Origin of the sequence: Bradyrhizobium sp. BR 10261 (assembly GCF_019455395.1) — a bacterium.
GTDB classification, from domain to species: Bacteria; Pseudomonadota; Alphaproteobacteria; order Rhizobiales; family Xanthobacteraceae; genus Bradyrhizobium; species Bradyrhizobium manausense.
In genome coordinates this window covers 71268-94282 of the sequence record NZ_JACOFQ010000009.1, presented here as the reverse complement: position 1 = coordinate 94282, position 23015 = coordinate 71268, and the positions used below count along the sequence as shown (strand labels likewise).

The following is a 23015-nucleotide window of genomic DNA, read 5'->3' as shown; positions in this document are numbered from 1 at the left end:
CCCAAATCTGGCCGTCACCTCCCCCAGCGAAGTGCCGCGGTATGCACCGGCGCGTCCCACAATTCCTTTGACCGGTCATCGAGCACCGAGACCGTGATCGAGGCGCCGGCCATGTCGAGCGACGTCACGTAGGACCCGGTCAGGAAACGCGTCGCCGTGATGCCGGCGCCATCCAGGATGCGCTTGGCACTGTTGACCATCAGATAGAGCTCGATCAGCGGCGTTGCGCCGAACCCGTTGACCAGAAGCAGGACTTCGCTGCCCTTGCTTGGTTCGAGATCATCCAGGATCGCGCCAACCATGTCGGCTGCAATCGCATCGGCAGAGGCCAGCGGCACCCTGCGGCGTCCCGGCTCGCCGTGAATGCCGACACCCATCTCCATTTCGTTGTCGGCCAGGTTGAAGTTCGGCCGTCCCGCCGCAGGAACGGTGCACGGCAACAGCGCCACGCCCATCGAGCGGGTGCGCCTGTTGACATCATCGCCAAGCGTCTTGAGCGCGGCGAGCGGCATGCCCTGTTCGGCCGCAGCGCCGACCATCTTTTCCACGATCAGCGTGCCTGCAACGCCGCGACGACCGGTGGTGTAGGTCGATTTCTCGACCGCGACGTCGTCATTGGTCACGACGCTCGCGACCTCGCGCCCGGCCATCTCGGCGGCCATGGTGAAATTCATCACATCGCCTTCGTAATTCTTGACGATTAAGAGCACGCCTGCCCCGGTATCGACGGCCTCGGCCGCCTCGATCATCTGATCCGGCGTCGGCGAGGTGAAGACCTGGCCCGGACAGGCGGCATCGAGCATGCCATGGCCGACAAAACCTGCATGAAGCGGTTCATGGCCGGAGCCGCCGCCCGAGATCAGCGCAACCTTGCCGGGCTTCAGATTGCGGCGGCGCACGAATTTCCTGTCGGCACCGAGCAGCAGGATATCGGCATGCGCGGCCGCGAGCCCATCGAGACTCTCTTCGAGCACCGTGTCGGCGCTGTTGATCAGCTTTTTCATGGCGTCCTCCCGGTTATCTCTTACGTTTCAAATGCGTCAGCCGATGCTCTCCGCGTAACGCGCGAGCTGGGCGGCAAAGTCAACGATGAGCTGCTCCAGCGCGCGATTTTTCTTGTCGTCGCCGAGATCGGGCACCGTCACCGTCAGATCGCGCGTGCGTGTCTCGCGATGCGCGCCACGCAGCCGGCCCGGATGCGCGCGCCCATAGGCTTCCAGAAAAGCCGCACGCTCGGTACCGGAGAGATGGCAGACCTCGAAGATGATCGCGACATGCTTGGCCGGAATCGGCACCAGATAGGCCGGATTGGTGATCTGGCTGACGAAGGAGCGGTTCTTGCCGAGCGCCGCCGCGAGCTTCAACCGCGTTCCGGATGGTCGGTTGTCGAGCGCCCGGCGCAGGATGAGCTTGTAATCCGCGACGTTGCTGTCGCCCGGCCGGCTTATGTCCTCGCCTGCATCCTCGCTCATGCGCTCACCCCGGCGATGGCGGCTTTGAGCCGGGCGACAGCGATCGGCGAGACCGAGAGGGTTGTCAGGCCCGTCGCCAGCAGCGCTTTCGTCAAGCGCGTATCGGCGGCCGCATCGCCGCAGAGCGAGACCTCGACGCCGCGCTTGCGCCCGGCCTCGACCGTTCGCGCGATCAGCGCCAACACGGCGGGATGGCCGGCATCGTTGAGGTCGGCGACAGCACCGATGTCGCGCGCCGCGGCCATTGTGTATTGGGTCAGGTCGTTGGACCCGATGGAATAGAACGCCGCGCCAAAATCTTCCGCGCAAAGCGCGGCCGAGGGGACCTCGACCATGATACCGAGAGGCGGCCTGGCGCAGTCTGTGCCTGCTGCCTTCAGTGCAGCGAATTCCTCGTCCAGCATGGCGTTCGCACGATCGAGCTCCGTGGGAATCGCGACCATCGGCAGCATCACCTTCAGCGTCCCATGCACGGCTGCACGACACAGCGCCCGCAACTGCACGCGAAACACCTCCGGCCGCGCCAGCGAGAGCCTGATACCGCGCAGGCCCAGGAACGGATTGCGCTCGCCGTCGACTGTCACGCCGGGGATCGGCTTGTCGCCGCCGGCATCGAGCGTGCGGATCGTCACCGGTCGCCCTGCGGCCCATTCGAGAATGCGGCGGTAGACCTGATATTGCGCATCCTCGCCCGGAAGCCCTCTCGATCCCTCGAACAGGAACTCCGTCCGTACGAGTCCGATGCCGTCGCAGATGGCGGAATCGAGGCCTGCGAGATCTTCCGGCGCAGCGACATTGAGGAGAACGGCGATACGGCGCCCATCTGCTGTCACCGCGGGCTTGAGGCGACCAGCATCGGCGGCAATCTGCGCGGCATTCGCAGCCGCCATGCGTTGCTCGAACAGGCGGCGCGTTTCGGGCATGGGATTGAAGATCACGGTGCCGGCGTCACCGTCGACCAGCGCCAGTGACGGCGGCTGCCCGTTCCACGGCAACGGTCCCAACCCAACGACCATTGGAGCGCCACGCGATCGCGCGAGCATCGCGACATGCGACGATGGCGATCCGCTGGCGAGCGCAATTGCGCCGCCGCGGGTCCAGTCGACGGCGAGGAATGTCGATGGCGAAATATCATCACCCGTGACGACGGAATCGCCGGAGATGTTTGCGATCGTGTTTGCACCGTTCAGGCCCGCGAGGACGCGATCGCGAATGTCGACAAGATCGGCAGCACGCGCCCGAAAATATTCCTCATCCGCCGCGCGGTAGCCGGCGATCTCGACATCGAGTGCCACGCGCCAGGCTTCATCGGCGGCCGTACCGCCGGCAATGGCTTCGTAAGCACCCTCCGCAAGCGCATCGTCGCCGAGCATCGCGACCTGGAACTCCAGGATCTCCGCGGCCTCGCCGTGAACCGTCGCGATCAGATCGGCGAGCTCGCTTGCAGCGCCCTCGATCGCCGCCTTCAGCGCTGCGGCCTCCTGTGCCGGATCGCCCTTCTCAGCCCTGCTCGCCACCTCGCTCTTCAGCACCGCGACCGGGCCGATGGCAAGGCCTGGCGAAGCGGGATGGCCGGTCAGGTGAATCTCGCCCACGACTTATGCCTCGCCGAACCCATCATGCACCAACACCAGCATGGCCGCGAGCGCCGCCTCGCCATCAGGACCGTTGACGCGGAAATGCAGCGTTGCGCCCTGCGGCGCTTTCACACGCATCACCTTCACCGGGCTCTTGGCGTCCGTCCACGGTCCCTCGGCCGCAAGCGCAATCTCGATCTTCGCGGTAAAGCCCTTCGCCAGTTGCGTGAGCTTCACCGATGGCCGCGCGTGCAGGCCGACCGGATTGACGAGGACCGCCGAGGCGGTCAGCGGCGCAAACGTCTGGGCCGCCCGGTTGGCGTTAACATCATGCATAGAATTCCTCCGCACTGCGCTTGACGGCGGCAAGCGATGAGCCGCCCGACGATTCGGTCGCAGCGATCACCGCCCCCTCGACCACCGGGGCATTGCAAACCAGAACTCGCGCGCGACGATCTTCGGGGAGCATCTCCACCGCCATCTCGGAATTGGTCTCGGCACCGCCGAGGTCGACCAGGATCGCCACGCCTGCCGGCGACCAGGCCGTCTCGATCGCCTCGAGGATTCCGGAAACGTTCGTACCAAGCCCGCCATCGACATCGCCGCCGGTCCAGGCCAGCGGCACTGCGTCACCGACCATCTGGCGCACCATATCGGCCGCGCCTTCCGCGATCTTCGGCGAATGCGACACGATGACAATTCCGACATTGCTCATGGATTGACCTCGAACTCCAGTGTCTCAACGGCTGCGCCGATCAGAAGGGACGCCGAGCGCGAGCCCGGGTCCATGTGACCGATGGAGCGTTCACCAAGGAACGATGCGCGACCGCGAATCGCCTGCATCGGCGTGGTGCGATCGGCGGCCTGCGCAGCCTCAGCCGCGATCGCCTTGGCATCGCCGCCTCCCGCCAGGACGGCGTGAACCGGCACCAGGACATCCAGCAGCGTTTTCTGCCCCGCATCCGAACGGCCGCGCGCCTTGACGGCTTCGATCGCCTTCTCCGTCGCGGCGACCAGATCAGACCGGCTCGGTTGCTCCGGAAGGGCCTTACCCAGTTCCATGAAGAAAGTTCCGACCAGCGGCCCCGACGCGCCGCCGACCTTCATCACCAATGTCATTCCTATCGCCTTCAGCATTTCCGGAAGCGACTTGTCGGCAAGGCCCGGCAGTGCCGCGAGCACCGCCTCGAAACCGCGCTTCATGTTCAGCCCGTGATCTCCATCGCCAATCGCCTGGTCGAGGCTCGTCAATTCGTCCGCGTGCTCGATCACTGAACCCGCCAGCGCTCGCACCAATCTTTCCCTGGCTACCCGATCAAGGCTCATGCCGCCACCCTCCAGCCATTCGCATCGAAAAACAGCGGTTTGTTGAGACAGAGTGACACGACATCTCCGGCGCCAAAGCCCGCCTCGGGATCCGCCAGGGTCACAACTGGTCGGCCGGCGAGGTCGAGATGGAGATGGCTCTGGTCGCCGAGATGCTCGACCCGCTTGACAATTGCCGAGACCTCGCCGCCGCCGCGCGCGATTGTCAGATGCTCGGTCCGCGCGCCGACCGTCTCGGCGCCGGCAGGCGCACGGCCGAACAGAGCTACCGGTAGCAGATTGATCGTCGGCTGGCCCAGCCTTGCTGCGACATGCGCGTTGATCGGGTTCTCATAGATCTCGCGCGGCGAGCCGATCTGCAACAGCCGTCCGCCCTCGATCACGCCGATGCGCGAGGCCATGGTCATCGCTTCGGTTTGGTCGTGGGTGACATAAAGAATCGTCGCGCCGAGATCGACCTGGATGCGCTTGAGCTCGAGGCGCAACTCGCCGCGCAGCTTGGCATCCAGCGAGGACAGCGGCTCGTCCATCAGATAGATCGAGGGCGAACGCACCAGCGCCCGGCCGATCGCGACGCGCTGCATCTGCCCGCCCGAGAGCTGCGTCGCCTTGTTGTCCAGCTTGTTCTCGATGTGAAGCAGACGCGCGACCTCCCGCACTTTCATGCGAATATCGGCTTCGCCCACGCGGCGGGTCGGCGCCCGCAACGCGAAGGCCATGTTCTCGAACACGCTGAGGTGCGGATAGAGCGAATATTGCTGGAAGACGAAGGCCACATCGCGGTCCGCCGGCGCATTGCCGGTAACGTCACGCCCGTCGATCCGGATCGAGCCGCTATCCGGCTGCTCCAATCCGGCGATCAATCGCAATGCCGTGGTCTTGCCGGCACCGGTGGGCCCGAGCAGCGCGACGAACTCGCCGTCGCCGACGGTCAGCGACAGATCACTCAAGGCTTGCGTCTTGCCGAAGGCCTTGGAAACGGAGACGATCTCGACCTCAGCCATGCGCAACTCCTTCATGCAGCGCGGTGCGAATGGCGCGGCCCGACGCCTTGTCGAAGATCGACAGCGTGTCGGGCCGGAAGTCGAGCCCAACGGTCTCGCCCGTCCGAAACGATCTGCTGCTGGGCGAGCGGGCCTTGAGCGCGCCATAGCTCGTCGTCACCGTCACGATCTGCGTCGTGCCCAGATATTCTGTGCCATAGACCTCGCCGCGCACCATGCCGCGATCGGTGAAGCGCACGTGCTCGGGTCGCACGCCGAGCACGAGCTCGCTCTCCGCCATCGCCTCGCGTGCAGCCGGAATGGCCACATCGCGCTCGCCGAGCCGGATTGCCTCGGCGCCGGTCTGCAGGCCGCCACGGAACGGCAGGAAGTTCATCGGCGGCGAGCCGATGAAGTCCGCGACGAACAGCGAAGCCGGCCGGTCATAGATGTCGCGCGGGCTTGCGACCTGCTCGACAACGCCGTTGTTCATCACCGCGATCCTGTCGGCCATCGCCATGGCCTCGAGCTGGTCATGGGTGACATAGACGGTCGTCGCGCCGAGCCGGTCATGCAGGGCACGCAGCTCATGAATCATGGCCTCGCGCATCTCGGTATCGAGCGCGCCGAGCGGCTCGTCCATCAGGAAGCATTTCGGCTTGCGCACGATCGCCCGCCCGAGCGCGACGCGCTGCCGGTCGCCGCCCGCAAGGCCCGAGACGGAACGGTCGAGGAGATGGGAGATCCGCAGGATGCGCGCGGCCTCGACGACGCGACGGTCACGCTCGGCCGCACCGATGCCCTCGCATTTCAGGGGAAAGCCGATGTTGCGCCGGACATTCATGTGCGGATAGAGCGCAAACAGCTGGAACACGAAGGCGATGTCGCGCGCCGAGGCGCGGTTCATCGTCACGTCCTCGCCGTCGAGCCTGATCGTGCCTGCCGTCGGCAGCTCCAGGCCGGCGATCATGCGGAGCGTTGTGGTCTTGCCACAGCCGGAAGGTCCGAGCAGACAAAGGAACTGGCCGTCCTCCACCGTGAAGCTTGCCGACTTGACAGCATGAAAGTCAGCAAAGGATTTGTCGAGCGCCTCGACCTTGATCTGTGCCATCGCGCTACTCCCGGACCTTCGACACGATGGTGAACATCACCGTGCCGAACAGGGTTGTTGCGAACGACCAGGAATACAGGGTCAGTGAGAACGGCTGCATCAGCATCACCACACCGGCAGCGATGATCGCGGTCGCCACGGCTTCGAGCGGACCGCGGCGCAGAATGCGGTCTGCAAGCCCGCGAGGCGCGATGGATGGGGTCACATCGACACTCATTTGCGGACGGCTCCAAAGGTGATGCCGCGCAGCAGATGCTTGCGCAGAAGCACCGTGAACACCACGATCGGCACCAGGAACAGCGTGGTGCCGGCGGCCACCGCGGGCCAGTCCTGCCCGCCCTCGCCGATGATGATCGGGATGAACGGCGGCGCCGTCTGCGCGTTGCCCGAGGTGAGAAGCACGGCGAAGGCGTATTCGTTCCAGGCGAAGATCAGGCAGAAGATCGCGGTTGCCGCAATTCCCGTGGTGGCCTGCGGCAGCACCACCTTCACGAAGGCCTGGAAGCGGGTGTAGCCGTCGATCATCGCCGCTTCCTCGTACTCGCGCGGGATTTCGTCGATGAAGCCCTTGAGCAGCCAGACGGCGAGCGAGACATTGACCGAGGTGTAGAGCAGGATCATCCCGAGCCTGGTGTCCGACAGTCCGATGGTGCGGTACATCAGATAGATCGGGATCGCGACCGCGATCGGGGGCATCATCCTGGTCGATAGGATGAAGAACAGCAGATCATCCTTCAGCGGCACGCGGAACCGCGAGAAGCCGTAGGCCGACAAAGTGCCGAGCGCGACGGCGAGCACGGTCGAACCGAACGCGATGATCAGTGAGTTGACGAAGCGCGGCACATAGTTCGAGGGACCGGCAACCACCATGTTGCGGCTGCGCGCGATGTCGTCGCACATCCCCTGCGGTGGTCCCAGCGAACGGATGAATTCCGGCGTCTGGCGCGAGCGCGTCGTGAACAGGTTGCAGAAGCCTTCGAGCGACGGCTTGAACAGCACCTTGGGCGGATAGGAGATCGCATCGTCAGGCGACTTGAACGCGGTGAGCATGATCCAGACCAGCGGGATCATGGTGATGACGGCGTAGAGCACGACCAGCGAGCCGGCAAAGCGCCGCGTCGTGGCCGAGGGCTCGACGACCGAATGGGCTGCGGTGGCTGAGGTCATCGGCTTTTCACCTTGTTCAGCGCCTTGACGTAGATATTGGCGAGACCGAAGACCGTCACGAACAGGATGATCGCGAAGGCTGAGGAATAGCCGGTGCGCCAGCTCTCGAACGCGGCCCGCTTGAGCGTGATTGAGGCAACTTCGGTGGTCGATCCCGGCCCGCCGCCGGTCAGCAGATTGACCATGTCGAACATCTTGAAATTCTCGATACCGCGAAACAGCACCGCCAGCATGATGAACGGCAGTGCCATCGGCAGCGTGATCGACCAGAACTGCCGCCATTTCGACGCGCGGTCGACCTCTGCCGCCTCGTAGATGTAATCGGGGATCGAACGCAGGCCTGCGAGGCAGATCAGCATCACATAGGGCGTCCACATCCAGGCATCAACGATGACGATGGCCCAGGGGCTCAGCGTGACGTCGCCCAGCATCTGGAAGGACGAGGCCGCGCGTCCGGTGAAGAAGGCGACGACGTAATTGAACAGTCCGATCTGGGGCTGGTACAGGAACGTCCAGAAATTGCCGACGACGGCCGGCGACAGCATCATCGGCAGCAGGATGATCGTGGTCCAAATCCCGTGGCCCCTGAACTTCTTGTCGATCAGATAGGCCAGGCCAAATCCGAGAACGGTCTCGATCACGACAGTCCAGATCACGAAATGCGCCGTCACCTGCATCGCCGCCCAGATGTCCGGATCGGTCAGGATCGACTGGTACCAGTCGGCGCCCAGCCAGATCGTCGGCACATTGGCTCTGTTGGCGCGATAGTTCGTGAACGACAGATAGATGGTCCAGAGCAGCGGAAAGATATTGATCGCCAGCAGCAACACGATCGTCGGCGTGATGAAGAGCCAGGCGAGCGTCCTGTCCGACAGGCCGCGGATACGACTCGCCACGCTGGGCCGGACCTTGACGGCCCGATAGGTGATCCGCGAAGAGGCACTCAATTCATTCATTGCAGCGACCGATCCTGGCACCCGGGATGTCGACAATGCGACAGTTCCGGTCATCGAAGGAAAGCCCGGAGCGCGAGCGCACGCGCTCCGGGTATCAACCTCAGAACTTCTTGCCTTCTTCCTTGAAGATCGCCTTCCAGTCCTTGACCAGACCGTCGAGCGCTTCCTGTGCGGTGCCCTTGTCGGCCACCACGTAATCATGCACGCGCTTCTGCTCGGCTTGCAGCAGCTGGGCGTAGGACGGCTCGGCCCAGAAGTCGACCACCATGCCCATGGATTGCAGGAACTCCTTGGCGAACGGCGCACTGCTCGGGAAGCTCGGATCGTTCAGCACCGACTTGGCGCAGGAATAGCCGCCGAGCGCCCACCACTTCTTCTGGACGTCGCCGCCGGAGAACCACTTGATGTATTGCAGCGCCTCGGGCTGGTTCTTCGAGTAGGAGACCACCGAGATGCCCTGTCCGCCGAGCTGCGTCGCCTGCGCGGCGGGACCTGCCGGATTGACGAAGAAGCCGATCTTGTCGCCGCCGACATTCGGGTCCTTGTAGAGGCCCGGGAAGAACGCGAAGAAGTTCATCTGCAGCGCGACCTGGCCGGACTTGAAGGCATCAAGCCCTTCAGACATGTAGGAGTTGGAGGCGCCGGGCGGCGTGCAGCACTTGTAGAGCTCCTTGTAGGCTTCGAGTCCCTTCACCGCGTTGGCCGAGTTCACGAACCCGTCCATCGCATAGGGCTTCTTCGGATCGTCGTATTTAAAGCCGTAATCGTAGAGGTAGTTCGAGACGCCCATGGTGATGCCTTCCGAGCCACGCTCGGTATAGATCGAGGCGCCATAGACCTTCTTGCCGTCGATCTCGCGGCCCTGGAAGAATTGCGCAATGTCCTTGAGCTCATCGAGCGTCTTCGGCACACCGATTTCGCGGCCGTACTTGGCCTTGAAGTCCTTCTGCACGTCCGGCCGTGCGAACCAGTCCTTGCGATAGGTCCAGCCCACCGCATCGCCCATCGCCGGCAGCGCCCAATAGTTCGGCGTGTTCTTCGGCCATTCGGAATAGCCGACCACCGTTGCCGGCATGTAGTCGTCCATGCTGATTCCTTCCTTCTTGAAGAAATCGTTGAGCTTGACGTACTGGCCGTTCTCCGCGGCGCCGCCGATCCATTGGGAATCGCCGATGATGAGGTCGCACAGCGAGCCGTGCGAATTGAGTTCGTTCAGGAAGCGATCGGCATAATTGGTCCACGGCACGAATTCGAACTTCATACCGATACCCGATTTGGCGGTGAAGTCCTTCGACAATTCGACCAATGCGTTGGCCGGATCCCATGCGGCCCAGCACAGCGTGATGGTCTTGCCTTGCGCCTGCGCGGGCGTGGTGCCCGCTCCGACGCCAAATGCGGCGGCGACTGCCCCGCATGCCACTACAAGCGTCTTCGTCGTCCGTTTCATTACACGTTCCCTCCTGGTGGACCGGCCATCGACATGGCGCGGCTTTCCTACCCGCTCGAATGCTTCGAGCAGAGCAACACAGTCCATGACGAGCTGAGTAACTAAACTGGTGTTTCCTCGCGCCACCCGGATTCTATAGGCCCGGCAGGCTCGATTTGTTTAGTGAACCACCAATTACTAAACATTGCAAGCGCAGTTTCTCAGGCCTCCGGCATCGGGCCCGCAGAGATTGCACTCTGCCTCCAGCACACGAAAATTCGGCGCGCCTACAGCACTTGTAGCCCGATTGATTTGATCACCGGCGCAAGGCTTGCCGAGGTGGCATCGACAACCCGCTGGAATTTTTCAGGACTTGAATCGCTGTCGGGCTCCATGCCTTGCGCGCGATAATTCGCCTGCAGTGCTGGATCGGCCATCGCCGCGCGCGTTGCCTGCGCGATGCGTTCGATGATCGCATCGTCGGTTTTTTTCGGAGCGAAAAGGCCGAACCATCCCTCGTAGCTGAGATCAGGCATGCCGGATTCAATCGCGGTCGGAATGTCAGGCGCACCGCTCAAGCGCCTGTCGGTCGTGACCGCAAGCAGCCTTATTTTGCCCGCCAGTCTCAGTTGCTGCAATTGGTCCGACATCACGGCAATGACGAGCGATATCTGGCCGCTGACGAGATCGTTGGTAGCCTGCGAGATTCCCCGATAGGGAACGTGAACGATATCCAGGCTGCCTGCCTGCTGCTTGAACAGCTCCCCCACGAGGTGATTGCCGGTGCCGATGCCCGGGGTCCCATAGGACAGTGTGCCCGGTTTGCTCCTGGCATAGGCGATCAGGCCTTGCAGATCCGCAACAGGCAGTGACGGATGGACGGCGAAAACCAGTGCACTGATGATCAGGCGATAGATCGCCCGGAAATCCCCGACCGAATAGGAAGGATTTGGCGTCGTCAGCGGGATGATGACCTGCGTGCTGCCGTTTCCCAGAAGCAGCGAATAGCCATCGGGCTTCTCGCGCGCCACCGCGGTGGTCCCGATCGCGCCGCCTGCACCGCCAACATTGTCCACAAATGTCGGACCGAGTTGAGACGACATCTTCTCGACCCACGGGCGCCCGATCTGATCACCTGAGCCGCCGGCCGCATAGGGAATCACAAGGCGGATGGGCCGCGATGGATAATCAGCGGCTTTCCCGCTGCGTGAGAGTCCGGGGAGCGCAACGGCAAACGTGGCCGCATTGACGAAATCTCGCCGCGAAAGAGAAGGCATGCCCTATTCCGAACGTCGTACGCTTTGATCAGCGGCGGGACCGGCTCCCGAAGCTCCATACGCAGCAGGAGACCGCCATCGTCAATGGCACATGCGATCAGCGTGCCATCACGGAATGTGCGCAGAAGGAGAGTGTCCATCCGTTTTCGACTACGGTCCCTGCGCAAGACAGACAGCTCAGTGGATGAGCAGCCTCATCCAACAGTCTAAAGCCTTCATCTAACTACAATATTTTCAAATGCGTGGGCTGGCCGAAGCTACGGCGCGCAGACCTGAAGCGCTCCCGCTGCTTTTGTCGAGTTTACTGTACGCTTCGTTCTGATAGGACAAGGACAGACAACTTTGACTCCCCGCTGCGGGGACGATGGCGCGTGTCAGACAACAACCAAGACTCGGCCATTTCTTTTGGGCCATTTCGACTGTTTCCGAAGTCCCGTCTCCTGGAGAAGGACGGCGCGCATCTTCATGTCGGCGGCCGTGCGCTCGACATCCTGATCTTCCTGGCCAAGCGGCCCGGCGAAGTCGTCGACAAGCGCGAGCTCGTCAAGCGTGTCTGGGCCGACGTGAATGTCGACGATGGCAGTCTGCGCTTTCACATCGCGGCCCTGCGCAAGGCACTCGGCGACACCGGCAAGTCGGCCCGCTACGTCGTCAACGTCCCCGGGCGCGGCTATTGCTTCGTCGCATCTCTCACCCAGGATGCTCCCGCGCCTTCTGCTCTCCCGACGGCTATCCCTCCGCCCCGCTCCCTTCCCGCTCCGCTCGCGCGGGTGATCGGGCGAGACGAGGTCATCGGGAAGATTTCGGCCGGGCTCGCGACGCATCGTTTCGTGACGGTGGTCGGCCCAGGCGGCATCGGCAAGACCGCGGTGGCCGTGACCGTCGGCCATCGCCAGCTCGCCCATTTCGACGGGCATGTGTTCTTCGTCGACTTCGGACCGGTGCGGAAGCCTGAACTCGCAGCAATCACCATCGCATCAGCGCTCGGGCTATCCGTCAACGCGGAGGATCCGGTCCCGGCCCTGTTGACGCACCTGCAGACGAAACCGACGCTGCTGATCTTCGACAGTTGCGAGCACGTGCTGGAGACCCTTGCCCCGCTGGTCGAGCGCCTGGTACGCGAAGCACCGCGATTGCATGTGCTGGCAACCAGCCGGGAATCCTTTCGCAGCGAAGGCGAGCGGATCTTTCGGCTGTTTCCGCTGGATTGTCCGCCCCGGCGCGACGACCTCGCCGTGGCCGACGTCCTTGCCTATCCGGCGGCGCAGCTCTTCGTCGAGCGTATCGCGCAGAGCTCTGGGCCGTTTCAGCTGAGCGCGGAAGACGCGCCGCTGGTGGCTGATATCTGCCGCCGCCTCGACGGCATCGCGCTTGCGATCGAGCTCGCTGCGGGGCGCGTCAACGCCTATGGCATCGCCGGCACGGCATCCCTGCTCGACAGCCGCTTTTCGCTGCAATGGCGCGGACGCCGCACGGCCATCCCGCGACACCAGACGCTCGGCGCCGCGCTCGACTGGAGCTACGACCTGCTTCCCGCATCCGAGAGCGCGATCTTGCGGAGATTGTCCGTGTTCGCCGGGCCGTTCACGCCGGAGGCGGCTGCCGCCGTCGCCTCGGGCGACGGGCTCAGTGCCGCCGCGACCATGGAGGCGATCGACAATCTCGTCACGAAGTCGCTGATCGCGCCGTCAGGCGCGCGAACACTGCGCTATCGCCTGCTGGATACCACCCGCTCCTACGCGCTCGGCAAGCTGAACGAGGCCGGTGAAGCGAAGCGGATTGCACAGCGGCACGCCAAATATTTTCGCGACCTTTTCGAGCGCGCCGAGGCCGAAACGTCCGCTCCACTGGCGGATTGGCTCGGCACCTACGGCGCCGAGTTGGACAATCTGCGCGCTGCGCTGGATTGGGCTTTTTCGCCTGAAGGCGATGCCCGGCTCGGCATCGCGCTGACGGCGGTGGCGGTCACGCTCTGGATCAGGCTTTCGTTGTTCGCCGAGTGTCGCGAGCGCGCCAGGACGGCGCTGGCCGCGCTGGGAGACCATGACGACGAGCGCGTACGCATGCAGCTCCTGGCATCGCTCGGCTGGTCGTTGATGTACGGCGAAGGACGCGCGCGCGAGGCCCGCCCGATCCTCGAGGCCACGCTTGAACTTGCCGAGAAGCTCGACGACAAGGATTTCCGGTTGCGGGCCCTCTGGGGCCTTTCCATCGACCAGTTCAACAACGGAGCGTTCGGCAAGGCACGCGCGCTTGCCGACCGTTTCGCCGAAGCCGCGGCGCATTCACCCGACAAGACGGATCTCATGCTGGCGGACCGGCTGACGGCCGTCGTGCTGCATTATCTCGGAGACCAACGCGAGGCCCGCCTTCGTATCGACCGGGTGAATTCGTCGCTGCATGTGCTGGCCGAGAAGCCGAAGATCTTCCCGCTCGATCTGCGGATTTCGACGCAATACTTCCGCGCCCGCATCCTGTGGCTCCAGGGTCATGCCGATCAGGCTTTGGCGTTGGCCGAACAGAATATCCACGAAGGTCGGGCCAACGGCCACGCGCTGACATTCTGTAGCGTGCTCGGACAAGCCGCCTGCCCGATTGCCTTCCTCGCCGGCGACTACGAGGCCGCCGAGCGCTACGGCACCGAGCTGCTCGAGCACGCCGATCGCCACGCCATCCGGCTCTGGGGGCTATGGGCCCGCGCGTTCAACGCGCTGGTCGCTGCAAAGCGCACAGACGTCGACGCAGGCTTGCCGCTGTTGCGAGACGAGATCAATCGCGCCGGCGATGCGCGCCTCCTGCCGCGCTTCCTTCCCCTGCTTGGCGAACTCGCCGCGTGCTTCGGACAAGCCAATCAGGTTCACCATGGCTTCGACACGATCGAGAGCGCGCTGGCGCGCTGCAACGACAGACAGGAGCGCTGGTATCTGCCGGAGCTGCTCCGCATCAAGGGTGAGCTGATGCGGAAGGAGTCACCGCAATCGGATGCCGCAGATGCCTGCTTTCACGAAGCCATGGAGCTGACAGCACAGCAAGGCGCGCACTTCTGGCAACTGCGCTGCGCGATCAGCATTGCGCAACTCAGGATCGGACGAAACCAGCGCGCCGAGGCGCGCGCGGTGCTCGAGAAGGCATGCAACGCGATGGCCGAAGGATCAGCGATCGCCGATATCAGGCTCGCGCGCGACCTGCTCGCGCAATTGCACGCATAAGCCTGGGATTGCTGGTCAGCTCTATCCGCCCACGGCGGCGGCGCGTCGGGGCAGCTTCCAGTCGGGCCGGATGAAGTGACAGGTGTAGCCGTCAGGGTAGCGTTCGAGATAGTCCTGATGCTCCGGCTCGGCCTCCCAGAATTCACCAACGGGAGCGACTTCCGTCACCACCTTGCCCGGCCACAAGCCCGATGCTTCGACATCGGCAATGGTGTCTTCGGCAATGCGCTTCTGCTCATCCGACGTGTAGAAGATCGCAGAGCGGTAGCTCGTCCCCAGATCATTGCCCTGGCGATTGAGCGTCGTCGGATCGTGAATCTGGAAGAAGAACTCCAGCATGGTCCGGAAGCTGGTCTTCGCGGGGTCGAAGATGATCTCGATCGCTTCGGCGTGACCGTCGTGATTGCGATAGGTGGCGTTCTTCACCCGTCCGCCGGTGTAGCCGACGCGCGTTGCGATCACACCTGGCTGCTTGCGGATGAGATCCTGCATGCCCCAGAAGCAGCCTCCCGCCAAAACCGCGCGCTCTGTCGTCATGTGTCAGCTCCCGTCGTGCCAGGGATGTCCATCCGGTTCCAGCCCATCAGCGAGGAACCGGATGGCCAATCTATTCGAAGCGGGCCGACTAGACCAGCTTGGCGTCGAGGCTGATGTCGGCGTTGAGGACCTTGGATACCGGGCAGTTCTTCTCGGCCTCGCCGGCAATGCGGGCAAAGCCGGCATCGTCGAGATTAGGCACCTTGGCGCGCAACGTCAGCGCCGACCTACTGATCTTGAATCCCTTCCCTTCGGGCTCGAGGGTGACGGCGGCCTCAGTGGAGAGCTCGGTCGGCGTAAAGCCCGCGAGTTGAAGACCGAACGCCAGCGCCATCGTGAAGCAGCCGGCATGCGCGGCCGCGATCAATTCCTCGGGATTGGTGCCCTTCTCGTTCTCGAAGCGGGTCTTGAACGAATAAGGCGTCTCGGCGAGCACGCCAGATTCGCTGGAGAGATGGCCGGTGCCGTCGCGACCAGTGCCCTGCCATACAGCTTTTGCCTTGCGGATCATCTCTCGTTCCTCCTTGCTTGATTTGGGCTCGTCCAGCGGCGCTCCCCACCGATGAAAGGGCCATTGGCGCGCCCCCCGTGTCGCCTACAACCGGTCGAGCGCCGCAGCGGTTCCATCAACTGCCAACCTGTCGGACGTGGAAGCCCAGCGGGTTCTAAAGCATGATCCGGAAAAGTGTGAAGCGGTTTTCCGAAAAGATCATGCTCAAACAAAGAGCTAAAGCGCGGTGACAATTCAACCCAATCTCTTCGCGCTTTAGCGTGGGCCGCGCATCAGGTCGGCAGCGGCTGGCCGGCCTGCTCGCGTACGATGTAATCGGCGTACCAGTCCGGCCAGTTCTCGTCGTGTCCGCCGGTTCGCTTCTCGTGCTCGCCATGCGCCGCGGCGGCGCGCCGCAGCGCGCCTGCAAGCTCGCTTGACGAGGTGAACGTGGTGTCCTCCGCGTCGATGCGACCCGGCAACCGGGTCGTGACTTCCTGAAGCAGCCAGCCGTTGCCGTCTGGATCTCTGAACGAAGCAAACGAGCTGTAGCTGCCGCGTTTCGGATCAGCGCCGTTGAGCCTGACGCGGCCAAACAGATAAGGCTCGTCCGTCCCGGCGTGAACATCGCCGCCGCCATGGAAGGGTTCACTGACCCCAACGCCACGCGCGAGCAGATCCTGAGTTGCGGCCTTGAGGTCGGAGACGACGAGATACAGGCCTTGGGCCGAGCCAGGGACCGCTGATGTGACGTTCTTGCCGAAAATCACCGAGCAGGCCGAGCCTGGCGGCGTGAACTGAATGACGCGCCAGCCATCGGCAGAGGCGAAATCGGCATCCAGTCTCCAGCCGAGGCTCGCATAAAATGTTTTGGCGCGGTCCACATCCGATACCGGAATGACAATGACTTCGAGCTTGAGATCGGCTCGATGAGATCTCGACGCTTTTGTTTCGACGCCGTGCGCCGTCTCGGTGATGGTCATGTCGAACTCCCTGAGTTGAAGTGCAGGTTCGAGCGTTGAAGCCGCTGTTCAGGCCGACCCAAGCGGCATCGCGATGGATACGCGCGTACCGGCATGGGCGGCTTCGCCATGCATCCGGGCACCAATGCTGCGTGCCAGACCTTCCAGGATCCGGCTGCCGGCGCCCTGAAGCGGTCCGGTCGCGCCGACACCATTGTCGGTCACCGTGCAGAACCAGCAGCCCTCACGATTTGCCACCTCAATGCGGATGAGGGCTCCGTTCTTGTTCGAAAAGGCATGCTTCGCGGCATTCGTGACCAGCTCCGTCAGCATCAGAGCGAGCCGATGGCACTGCCATGCCGGCAGCGCGCCGCTCTCGATCGCTGCCTCGCAGCGGACGCCCGCCGGTTCCAGTACCGCCTGGGAAAGCGCGCCGCACAGCTTTTCGAAGAAGGCCTCGACGGAGATCTGCGTGAGATCGTCATTGTCGGACAGAAGCTGATAGAGCCTGCCGAAGGCGACGATCCGCCGCTCCAGCCGGTCCACCGCGACCGGGATGTCCCGCGCTCCGGCCCGCGTGAAATCGCGACGGACTGAGGCACCCAGCAGCGTCAGCGTGTTCTTCATGCGGTGGTGAGATTCACGCAGCACGAGTTCCCAGTCGCGCGAGACGTCATCCGGATTGCCGGCGAAATGTGTTCGAACGCCGCCGTCATTCGGCCGAGAGTTGATATCGGGCATCATCGTCTTCCCCCGTTGGGAATAGGCCTGATCGCAGCCTATACTGATACAGACTCGCACCCCATGCTCGTTAGACGTTGCAAGATTTTGTTATGACCGGACGGCACTTGATCCTTGCGTGATACGACCGGTGCACCCGTTCTGAATGCGCGCGCGGCTGGAAGCTTCGGGGCGCGACGAGCCTTGCTCGCGCCTGGCGGCGGGATGGCCGGAAGGTCGGCGCGCAGACTCTGCTTGCGCCGGTTGTTGCGCCCTGAATTAGGAGCGTCTTCAACAGGATACCGCAAGATCGGGCTCTTGCAACTCCTAACAACTTATAACACGCCAGGCCGCGCCCGCTCCGCCATGGTGATCCCATTCATGGTGGATGCAGTGAGACATGGCACTTCTCGACGACGCGATCGACGCCTGCGGGGGACTGGCCCGCTGGAACAGCTTGAGCCGGTTCACCCTGCATTTGTCCGTCGGCGGAACGCTGTTCGCGGACGCCGGGCATGCCCGCGAATTCAAGGACGTCACCGCGGAAGGATCGATGCGCACACAATCGGTGCGCTTCACGGGGATCACCGGCGGCGAACAGTCAGGCGCGTTCGCGCCTGATGCGATCACGATCGAAACCATCGACGGTCAGATGCTGCGGACGTTGAGCAACCCCAGTCTCTCCGCCCCCAGCAACGGCACGCATGCGCTGGCGGACGAGCTGCATCTGGTTTTCTTCTGCGGCGTCCAGATCTGGAACTATCTCACCACCCCGTTCCTTCTCGCCCGTCCTGACGTTGCGATCGAGGAGCTGCCGCCGTGGCGGGAGAACAATGAGACGTGGCGGCGCCTTCGCGCGCAATTGCCGCCGAGCCTGATCAATCTTGCGTCCGAACAGGTGTTCTACTTCGATGAAAATGCCTTGCAGCGGCGAACCGATCACGATCTCCTCGGCGCACGTGTCGCGCACTATTCGTGGGCTCACGACAACTTTGACGGCATCGTCGTTCCAACCCTTCGGCGCACGCTGATGCAACAGCCCGACGGCAGCGCTATCGCCAAGCCGGTGCTGATCGACGTCGAGATCTTCGACGCCGTCTTCGAGTAGCGGGCCAAGTCGCTGAGACTTGGTTCAAGGGAACTTTCTGCGATCGATGGCTGCAGATTGTCCGCAACTACAGAATCTAACAGTTCCTAACGGGCTTCCAGGCCGGAGCGCGCATATCCTGTCACCATGCCAAGGGTTCGGAATCCCGTGGTCACAGCGAACGAGCTTTGAGAGAACAGGCGATGCTGACGGAATTGCAGACGGTTTGCACCCGGATCGACCTTGCGGCGGGGCCCGGGGATCACGAGGTCCGCCCCGAATTGCCGCGCGCCAAGGTCAATGCTCTGCCGAAATGGCGGCTCCGACGCGTCGAACAACACATCGCCGCTCATTTCGAACGCGGCATCAGCCTGTCCGAGCTCGCAGGCGTCGCAGGCCTCTCCAGGATGCATTTTGCCGCGCAGTTCCGTGCAGCGACCGGATATCGTCCGCGCGAATATCTGCTCAATCATCGCATCGAGCAGGCGAAGTCGCTGTTGACGACGAGCCAGAGACCGTTGGCCGAGATCGCTCTTGCAGTCGGCTTCAGCACTCAGGCGCACTTTTCGACCGTCTTCAAGCGCATCAGCGGCGAGACCCCGGCGCGCTGGCGTGCGGCCAGCAAGAGCCACCGGCCTGACGTTGAAACGCTGCCACGACGGCGTCCATCATGGGATCAGGCCCACATCGTGAGCACGGCTGCATGACAACGCTCTCGACAACCCGCTTGGTGTAAGTGCGCTGCCATTTGCGCCGGCTCGCGCCCTCCTCCTCCCGGGCTACGAGCCTCTTGGGGCCGCCCTGCACCCTCACAGGACGGCCCCTTTTTCATGGCGCCGCGGTTTTCGGCATCACGAATGCGCCCTATCCCGTCGGCAGCGCATCCAGATGACAGGCGACCCATTGCTCGCCCTCCGCCGAACGAAGCTGCGGCTCTTCGGTCCGGCAGCGATCGAAGACGTACGGGCAGCGGGTATGGAAGCGGCAGCCTTTCGGAGGGTTGATCGGGCTCGGCACGTCGCCGCCGAGGATGATGGGATTGCGCTTGGCCCCCGGGTCCGGCAGCGGGACCGCCGAGAGCAGCGCCTTGGTATAGGGATGTCGCGGCGCTGCAAAGATCTGCCGGCGCGGCGCCACCTCGACGATCTTGCCGAGATACATCACCGCGACGCGATGGGTCATGTGCTCGACGATGGCGAGATCATGGCTGATGAAGAGCAGCGCCAGGCCAAACTCGCGCTGCAGATCCTGCAGCAAGTTGACGATCTGCGCCTTGACCGAGACGTCGAGCGCCGAGACCGCCTCGTCACAGACGATCAGCTCGGGTTCGGCCGCCAGCGCCCTGGCGATGCCGATGCGCTGACGCTGACCGCCGGAGAACTCGTGTGGCCGGCGGTTCAGCGCCTCGCGCGGCAGGCGCACCGTGTCCATCAGCGCGGTCAGGCGCGTTTCGAGATCGGTTGCCGACTTGGCGAGGCCGAAATTGCGGATCGGCTCGGCCAGAATGTCGCGCACCCGCATGCGCGGATTGAGGCTCGAGAACGGATCCTGGAACACGACCTGCACGCGCCGGCGCATCTGGCGCATCGTGCTCGGCAGCGCATCGTCGATGCGCTGGCCGTCGAGGATCACCTGGCCCGACGTCACATCGAACAACCGCAGGATCGCGCGGCCGACCGTCGACTTGCCGCAGCCGGATTCGCCGACCAGCGACAGTGTCTCGCCGCGCGCGATCTCGAACGAGACGCCGTCGACGGCATAAACGAATTCGGGCTTGCGCCCAAACAGGCCCTTGTTGACAGGAAAATGCTTCTTGAGGTCGTTGACCTGGAGCAGCGGGACACTCATGCCGCGACGGCTCCCTTGGCTGCGTAGTGGCAGGCCGCGATATGGCGCGGCCCCTTCTCCTCGAGCCCGGGCGCATATTGCCGGCAGAGATCGGTCGCGAGCGCGCAGCGGCCGGCGAAGACGCAGCCGGTGATCGGTTTGCGCAGATCGGGCACTTGCCCCGGGATTTCAGCGAGCCGCGTCGTGGTGCCTGATAGCGAGGAGCCGAGTTTCGGCACTGCGCCGAGCAATCCTTGCGTATAGGGATGGCGCGGGGAACGGAACAGCTCGGCCACCGGCGCTTCCTCGACCTTGCGGCCGGCATACATCACCATGACGCGCTCGGCGATCTCGGCGACGACGCCAAGATCGTGGGTGATCAGGATGATCGCGGCGCCGACGCGGCGCTTCAGATCGAGCATCAGCTTCAGGATCTGCGCCTGGATGGTGACGTCGAGCGCCGTGGTCGGCTCGTCCGCGATCAGGAGCTTCGGATTGCAGGCGAGCGCAATCGCGATCATCACGCGCTGGCGCATGCCGCCGGAGAGCTGGTGCGGATATTCCCGCACGCGCCGCTTCGGCTCGGGAATGCCGACCAGCGTCAGCATCTCGACCGCGTGCGCCTCGGCGGCCTGCTTGTCCAGGCCCTGATGAATCATCAGCGTCTCGCGGATCTGGCGGCCAACGGTGAGGACCGGGTTGAGGCTGGTCATCGGCTCCTGGAAGATCATCGAGATGTCGTTGCCCCTGATGGCCCGCATCTCGCGGTCGGACATTTGCAGCAGATCCTTGCCGGCGAAGCGGATCGCGCCGGCGATCCTGCCAGGCGGCTCCGGGATCAGCCGCATCAGCGACATCGAGGTGACCGACTTGCCGCAGCCGGACTCGCCGACGATCGCGAGCGTCTCGCCCTCATTGACATGGAAGGACACCCCGTCCACCGCGCGGTTGATGCCGCTGGGAGTGCGGAAGTGGGTCTGGAGATTTTCGACTTCAAGCAACGCCATCGCGATCAGCCCCAGTCAGAGACGCTTGGCCATGCGCGGATCGAGCGCATCGCGAAGGCCGTCGCCGAGCAGGTTCACGGCGAGCACGGTGACGGACAGGAAGGCCGCCGGGAAGAACACGATGTAGGGCTTGACCTGCCACAGGGCGCGCCCCTCGGCCATGATGTTGCCCCAGGACGGAATTGTGGGTGGCGTGCCGGCGCCGATGAACGACAGGATCGCCTCGGTGATCATGGCGCTGGCGCAGATATAGGTCGCCTGCACCAGCATCGGCGCAACCGTGTTGGGCAGGATGTGGCGCAGGATGATCATCGGCGCGCGTGTGCCGCACGCGACCGCCGCATCCACATAAGGCTGCTCGCGCAGCGACAGCACCACGCTGCGGACCAGGCGCGAAACGCGCGGGATCTCGGCGATGGTGATGGCCAGGATGACGTTGCCGACGCTGCCGCGCGTCAGCGCCATCAGCGCGATCGCGAGCAGGATCGGCGGGATCGACATCAAACCGTCCATGAAGCGCATCAAGATGCCGTCGGCCCAGCGGACGAAGCCCGAGACCATGCCGATGGCAAGGCCGGCCGCGGAGGCGAAGATCGCAACCGACAGCCCGACCGTGAGCGAGACCCGTGCGCCGAACAGCACGCGTGAATAGATATCGCGGCCAAGCACGTCGGTGCCGAACCAGAACGCTGCCGACGGCGCCCTCGTGCGCTTGGCAGGCGCGAGCGCAGTCGGGTCGACCGTCCAGAGATACGGCGCAAAAACCGCGATCAGCACGAGCACCAGCAGCAACACGCCGCCGATCGCGACGGTCGGATGGCCGCGCAAGAACCCGATGAAGCCGCGGCGGATCGTGACCGGCCGGAGGATCTCAGGCAGTTGCGGCGCGAGGACGAGGCCGGCCGGAAGCGACTGCGGGTTGACGGTGGTATCGGTCAATAGCGGATCCTCGGGTCAACGAGCGTATAGGTGACGTCGATCATCAGGTTGACGAGGACGTAGACAAAGCTGAACAGCAGCACGATGCCCTGAATGACGGGATAGTCGCGCCGCAGGATCGCATCGATGGTGAGACGGCCGAGGCCGGGAATCGCGAACACGCTTTCGGTCACGACCGCACCGCCGATCAGGAGCGCGATGCCGATGCCGATCACGGTGACGATCGGCACCGCCGCGTTCTTCAGCGCATGAATGAACAGGATGCCGCCCTGCCCGAGGCCCTTGGCCTTGGCGGTGCGGACATAGTCCTGCTGCAGCACTTCGAGCATGGCGGCACGGGTGATGCGCGCCACCAGCGCGATATAGACGCAGCCGAGCGCAATCGCCGGCAGGATCAAATTCTGCAGCCACGGCCAGAAGCCCTGGTTGAGCGGCGTATAGCCCTGCACCGGAAGCCATTCGAGCTCGAGAGCGAAGATGTAGGCCAGCATGTAGCCGACCACGAAGACCGGCAGCGAGAAGCCGAACACGGCGAAGCCCATGATGGCCCGATCGATGAAACTGCCGGCCTTCCACGCCGCAACGACACCGAGCGGCACCGCGACGACGATCGTGAGCAGCAGCGTGATCACCATCAGCGACAGCGTCGGTCCGAGACGCTGCCCGATCATGGTCGACACCGGCAGGTTGGTGAAGATCGAGGTGCCGAGATCGCCGTGCATGAGACGCCAGACCCAGCTTCCGAACTGGATCAGGAACGGCCGGTCGAGGCCGAGGCTCTGGCGGATGCGCTCCACATCCTCCGGGCTCGCCTGGTCGCCCGCGATCACCACGGCCGGATCACCCGGCGCGATGTAAAGCAGGCTGAACACGAACAGTGCGACAATCGCCATCACCGGCAAGGTGGCGACGATGCGCCGGAGGATGTAGGAAAGCATCTGG

At 63.9% G+C, this 23015-nt stretch carries 23 protein-coding genes and 1 pseudogene; 3 read left to right on the top strand and 21 right to left on the bottom strand.

Annotated elements, in window-relative coordinates:
• Window positions 1-14 precede the first annotated feature (14 nt).
• From dhaK to HYH07_RS12610, 13 genes are all read right to left on the bottom strand, one after another.
• Window positions 15-1004 (bottom strand): dihydroxyacetone kinase subunit DhaK, encoded by a 990-nt coding sequence (dhaK, locus tag HYH07_RS12670; protein WP_220002801.1) that lies wholly within the window; start codon window positions 1002-1004, stop codon window positions 15-17.
• Window positions 1005-1040: 36 nt separating this feature from the next.
• Complete coding sequence (locus tag HYH07_RS12665) at window positions 1041-1472, bottom strand: hypothetical protein (protein WP_220002800.1); 432 nt, start codon at window positions 1470-1472, stop codon at window positions 1041-1043.
• On the bottom strand, window positions 1469-3067 hold the full coding sequence (ptsP, locus tag HYH07_RS12660) for a phosphoenolpyruvate--protein phosphotransferase (protein WP_220002799.1): 1599 nt from the start codon (window positions 3065-3067) through the stop codon (window positions 1469-1471). Before ptsP ends, HYH07_RS12665 begins: the two co-directional genes overlap by 4 nt.
• Window positions 3068-3070: 3 nt before the next feature.
• A complete protein-coding gene (locus tag HYH07_RS12655) occupies window positions 3071-3385 on the bottom strand; it encodes an HPr family phosphocarrier protein (protein WP_220002798.1) in 315 nt (104 codons plus the stop codon).
• Window positions 3378-3764 carry a dihydroxyacetone kinase phosphoryl donor subunit DhaM gene (gene dhaM, locus HYH07_RS12650; protein WP_057758808.1) on the bottom strand — a complete coding sequence of 129 codons (387 nt, stop codon included), beginning with the start codon at window positions 3762-3764 and terminating at the stop codon, window positions 3378-3380. Before dhaM ends, HYH07_RS12655 begins: the two co-directional genes overlap by 8 nt.
• A complete protein-coding gene (gene dhaL / locus HYH07_RS12645; protein ID WP_220002797.1) occupies window positions 3761-4375 on the bottom strand; it encodes a dihydroxyacetone kinase subunit DhaL in 615 nt (204 codons plus the stop codon). Before dhaL ends, dhaM begins: the two co-directional genes overlap by 4 nt.
• Entirely contained in the window at window positions 4372-5379 is a 1008-nt protein-coding gene (locus HYH07_RS12640; RefSeq protein ID WP_220002796.1) for an ABC transporter ATP-binding protein, read from the bottom strand. Before HYH07_RS12640 ends, dhaL begins: the two co-directional genes overlap by 4 nt.
• Window positions 5372-6469 carry an ABC transporter ATP-binding protein gene (locus HYH07_RS12635; protein ID WP_220002795.1) on the bottom strand — a complete coding sequence of 366 codons (1098 nt, stop codon included), beginning with the start codon at window positions 6467-6469 and terminating at the stop codon, window positions 5372-5374. Before HYH07_RS12635 ends, HYH07_RS12640 begins: the two co-directional genes overlap by 8 nt.
• A 4-nt stretch (window positions 6470-6473) precedes the next feature.
• A complete protein-coding gene (locus HYH07_RS12630; RefSeq protein ID WP_220002794.1) occupies window positions 6474-6686 on the bottom strand; it encodes a hypothetical protein in 213 nt (70 codons plus the stop codon).
• Window positions 6683-7636, bottom strand: a complete 954-nt coding sequence (locus tag HYH07_RS12625; protein ID WP_220002793.1) for a carbohydrate ABC transporter permease — start codon at window positions 7634-7636, stop codon at window positions 6683-6685. The genes HYH07_RS12630 and HYH07_RS12625 overlap by 4 nt, the downstream gene beginning before the upstream one ends.
• Window positions 7633-8592: a carbohydrate ABC transporter permease gene (locus HYH07_RS12620; RefSeq protein WP_220002792.1), complete on the bottom strand. Its 960-nt coding sequence runs from the start codon at window positions 8590-8592 to the stop codon at window positions 7633-7635. The genes HYH07_RS12625 and HYH07_RS12620 overlap by 4 nt, the downstream gene beginning before the upstream one ends.
• 100 nt (window positions 8593-8692) lie before the next feature.
• Window positions 8693-10039 carry an ABC transporter substrate-binding protein gene (locus HYH07_RS12615; RefSeq protein WP_057758819.1) on the bottom strand — a complete coding sequence of 449 codons (1347 nt, stop codon included), beginning with the start codon at window positions 10037-10039 and terminating at the stop codon, window positions 8693-8695.
• 266 nt (window positions 10040-10305) lie between these two features.
• Entirely contained in the window at window positions 10306-11295 is a 990-nt protein-coding gene (locus HYH07_RS12610; RefSeq protein WP_220002791.1) for a tripartite tricarboxylate transporter substrate binding protein, read from the bottom strand.
• Window positions 11296-11666: 371 nt separating this feature from the next.
• Here HYH07_RS12610 and HYH07_RS12605 point away from each other — a divergent pair, with 371 nt between their 5' ends.
• Window positions 11667-14504, top strand: a complete 2838-nt coding sequence (locus tag HYH07_RS12605; RefSeq protein WP_220002790.1) for a winged helix-turn-helix domain-containing protein — start codon at window positions 11667-11669, stop codon at window positions 14502-14504.
• Between the two features lie 21 nt (window positions 14505-14525).
• On the opposite strand, the gene msrA is transcribed toward HYH07_RS12605, so the two are convergent.
• The 4 genes from msrA to HYH07_RS12585 all read right to left on the bottom strand — a co-directional run bounded on the left by msrA (window position 14526) and on the right by HYH07_RS12585 (window position 17234).
• Window positions 14526-15041 (bottom strand): peptide-methionine (S)-S-oxide reductase MsrA, encoded by a 516-nt coding sequence (gene msrA / locus HYH07_RS12600; protein WP_220002789.1) that lies wholly within the window; start codon window positions 15039-15041, stop codon window positions 14526-14528.
• 88 nt (window positions 15042-15129) lie between these two features.
• Window positions 15130-15552 carry an OsmC family protein gene (locus tag HYH07_RS12595; RefSeq protein WP_220002788.1) on the bottom strand — a complete coding sequence of 141 codons (423 nt, stop codon included), beginning with the start codon at window positions 15550-15552 and terminating at the stop codon, window positions 15130-15132.
• 272 nt (window positions 15553-15824) lie between these two features.
• Window positions 15825-16514 carry a VOC family protein gene (locus HYH07_RS12590; RefSeq protein WP_220002787.1) on the bottom strand — a complete coding sequence of 230 codons (690 nt, stop codon included), beginning with the start codon at window positions 16512-16514 and terminating at the stop codon, window positions 15825-15827.
• 48 nt (window positions 16515-16562) lie between these two features.
• Window positions 16563-17234: a sensor histidine kinase gene (locus tag HYH07_RS12585; protein WP_220002942.1), complete on the bottom strand. Its 672-nt coding sequence runs from the start codon at window positions 17232-17234 to the stop codon at window positions 16563-16565.
• 379 nt (window positions 17235-17613) lie between these two features.
• Between HYH07_RS12585 and HYH07_RS12580 the strand changes: the two genes are divergently transcribed.
• Window positions 17614-18321 (top strand): hypothetical protein, encoded by a 708-nt coding sequence (locus HYH07_RS12580; RefSeq protein WP_220002786.1) that lies wholly within the window; start codon window positions 17614-17616, stop codon window positions 18319-18321.
• Window positions 18322-18563: 242 nt separating this feature from the next.
• A pseudogene (locus HYH07_RS12575) lies at window positions 18564-19007 on the top strand (helix-turn-helix domain-containing protein); the annotation flags it as partial.
• 157 nt (window positions 19008-19164) lie between these two features.
• Here HYH07_RS12575 and HYH07_RS12570 read toward each other — a convergent pair.
• The 4 genes from HYH07_RS12570 to HYH07_RS12555 are packed head-to-tail and all read right to left on the bottom strand — an operon-like array spanning window position 19165 to window position 23011.
• Window positions 19165-20148, bottom strand: coding sequence for an ABC transporter ATP-binding protein (locus HYH07_RS12570; RefSeq protein ID WP_220002785.1), 984 nt, complete (start codon window positions 20146-20148; stop codon window positions 19165-19167).
• Complete coding sequence (locus HYH07_RS12565; protein WP_057758835.1) at window positions 20145-21134, bottom strand: ABC transporter ATP-binding protein; 990 nt, start codon at window positions 21132-21134, stop codon at window positions 20145-20147. The genes HYH07_RS12570 and HYH07_RS12565 overlap by 4 nt, the downstream gene beginning before the upstream one ends.
• Window positions 21135-21149: 15 nt before the next feature.
• Window positions 21150-22073, bottom strand: a complete 924-nt coding sequence (locus tag HYH07_RS12560; RefSeq protein ID WP_220002784.1) for an ABC transporter permease — start codon at window positions 22071-22073, stop codon at window positions 21150-21152.
• Window positions 22070-23011, bottom strand: a complete 942-nt coding sequence (locus HYH07_RS12555; protein ID WP_220002783.1) for an ABC transporter permease — start codon at window positions 23009-23011, stop codon at window positions 22070-22072. The genes HYH07_RS12560 and HYH07_RS12555 overlap by 4 nt, the downstream gene beginning before the upstream one ends.
• Window positions 23012-23015: the final 4 nt, after the last annotated feature.

Bases quoted from the DNA above. Each gene is read 5' to 3' on its own strand.
- dhaK (WP_220002801.1), bottom strand. From the start codon at position 1,004: ATGAAAAAGCTGATCAACAGCGCCGACACGGTGCTCGAAGAGAGTCTC.
- HYH07_RS12665 (WP_220002800.1), bottom strand. From the start codon at position 1,472: ATGAGCGAGGATGCAGGCGAGGACATAAGCCGGCCGGGCGACAGCAAC.
- HYH07_RS12655 (WP_220002798.1), bottom strand. From the start codon at position 3,385: ATGCATGATGTTAACGCCAACCGGGCGGCCCAGACGTTTGCGCCGCTG.
- dhaM (WP_057758808.1), bottom strand. From the start codon at position 3,764: ATGAGCAATGTCGGAATTGTCATCGTGTCGCATTCGCCGAAGATCGCG.
- dhaL (WP_220002797.1), bottom strand. From the start codon at position 4,375: ATGAGCCTTGATCGGGTAGCCAGGGAAAGATTGGTGCGAGCGCTGGCG.
- HYH07_RS12640 (WP_220002796.1), bottom strand. From the start codon at position 5,379: ATGGCTGAGGTCGAGATCGTCTCCGTTTCCAAGGCCTTCGGCAAGACG.
- HYH07_RS12635 (WP_220002795.1), bottom strand. From the start codon at position 6,469: ATGGCACAGATCAAGGTCGAGGCGCTCGACAAATCCTTTGCTGACTTT.
- HYH07_RS12630 (WP_220002794.1), bottom strand. From the start codon at position 6,686: ATGAGTGTCGATGTGACCCCATCCATCGCGCCTCGCGGGCTTGCAGAC.
- HYH07_RS12625 (WP_220002793.1), bottom strand. From the start codon at position 7,636: ATGACCTCAGCCACCGCAGCCCATTCGGTCGTCGAGCCCTCGGCCACG.
- HYH07_RS12620 (WP_220002792.1), bottom strand. From the start codon at position 8,592: ATGAATGAATTGAGTGCCTCTTCGCGGATCACCTATCGGGCCGTCAAG.
- HYH07_RS12615 (WP_057758819.1), bottom strand. From the start codon at position 10,039: ATGAAACGGACGACGAAGACGCTTGTAGTGGCATGCGGGGCAGTCGCC.
- HYH07_RS12610 (WP_220002791.1), bottom strand. From the start codon at position 11,295: ATGCCTTCTCTTTCGCGGCGAGATTTCGTCAATGCGGCCACGTTTGCC.
- msrA (WP_220002789.1), bottom strand. From the start codon at position 15,041: ATGACGACAGAGCGCGCGGTTTTGGCGGGAGGCTGCTTCTGGGGCATG.
- HYH07_RS12595 (WP_220002788.1), bottom strand. From the start codon at position 15,552: ATGATCCGCAAGGCAAAAGCTGTATGGCAGGGCACTGGTCGCGACGGC.
- HYH07_RS12590 (WP_220002787.1), bottom strand. From the start codon at position 16,514: ATGACCATCACCGAGACGGCGCACGGCGTCGAAACAAAAGCGTCGAGA.
- HYH07_RS12585 (WP_220002942.1), bottom strand. From the start codon at position 17,234: ATGCCCGATATCAACTCTCGGCCGAATGACGGCGGCGTTCGAACACAT.
- HYH07_RS12580 (WP_220002786.1), top strand. From the start codon at position 17,614: ATGGCACTTCTCGACGACGCGATCGACGCCTGCGGGGGACTGGCCCGC.
- HYH07_RS12570 (WP_220002785.1), bottom strand. From the start codon at position 20,148: ATGAGTGTCCCGCTGCTCCAGGTCAACGACCTCAAGAAGCATTTTCCT.
- HYH07_RS12565 (WP_057758835.1), bottom strand. From the start codon at position 21,134: ATGGCGTTGCTTGAAGTCGAAAATCTCCAGACCCACTTCCGCACTCCC.
- HYH07_RS12555 (WP_220002783.1), bottom strand. From the start codon at position 23,011: ATGCTTTCCTACATCCTCCGGCGCATCGTCGCCACCTTGCCGGTGATG.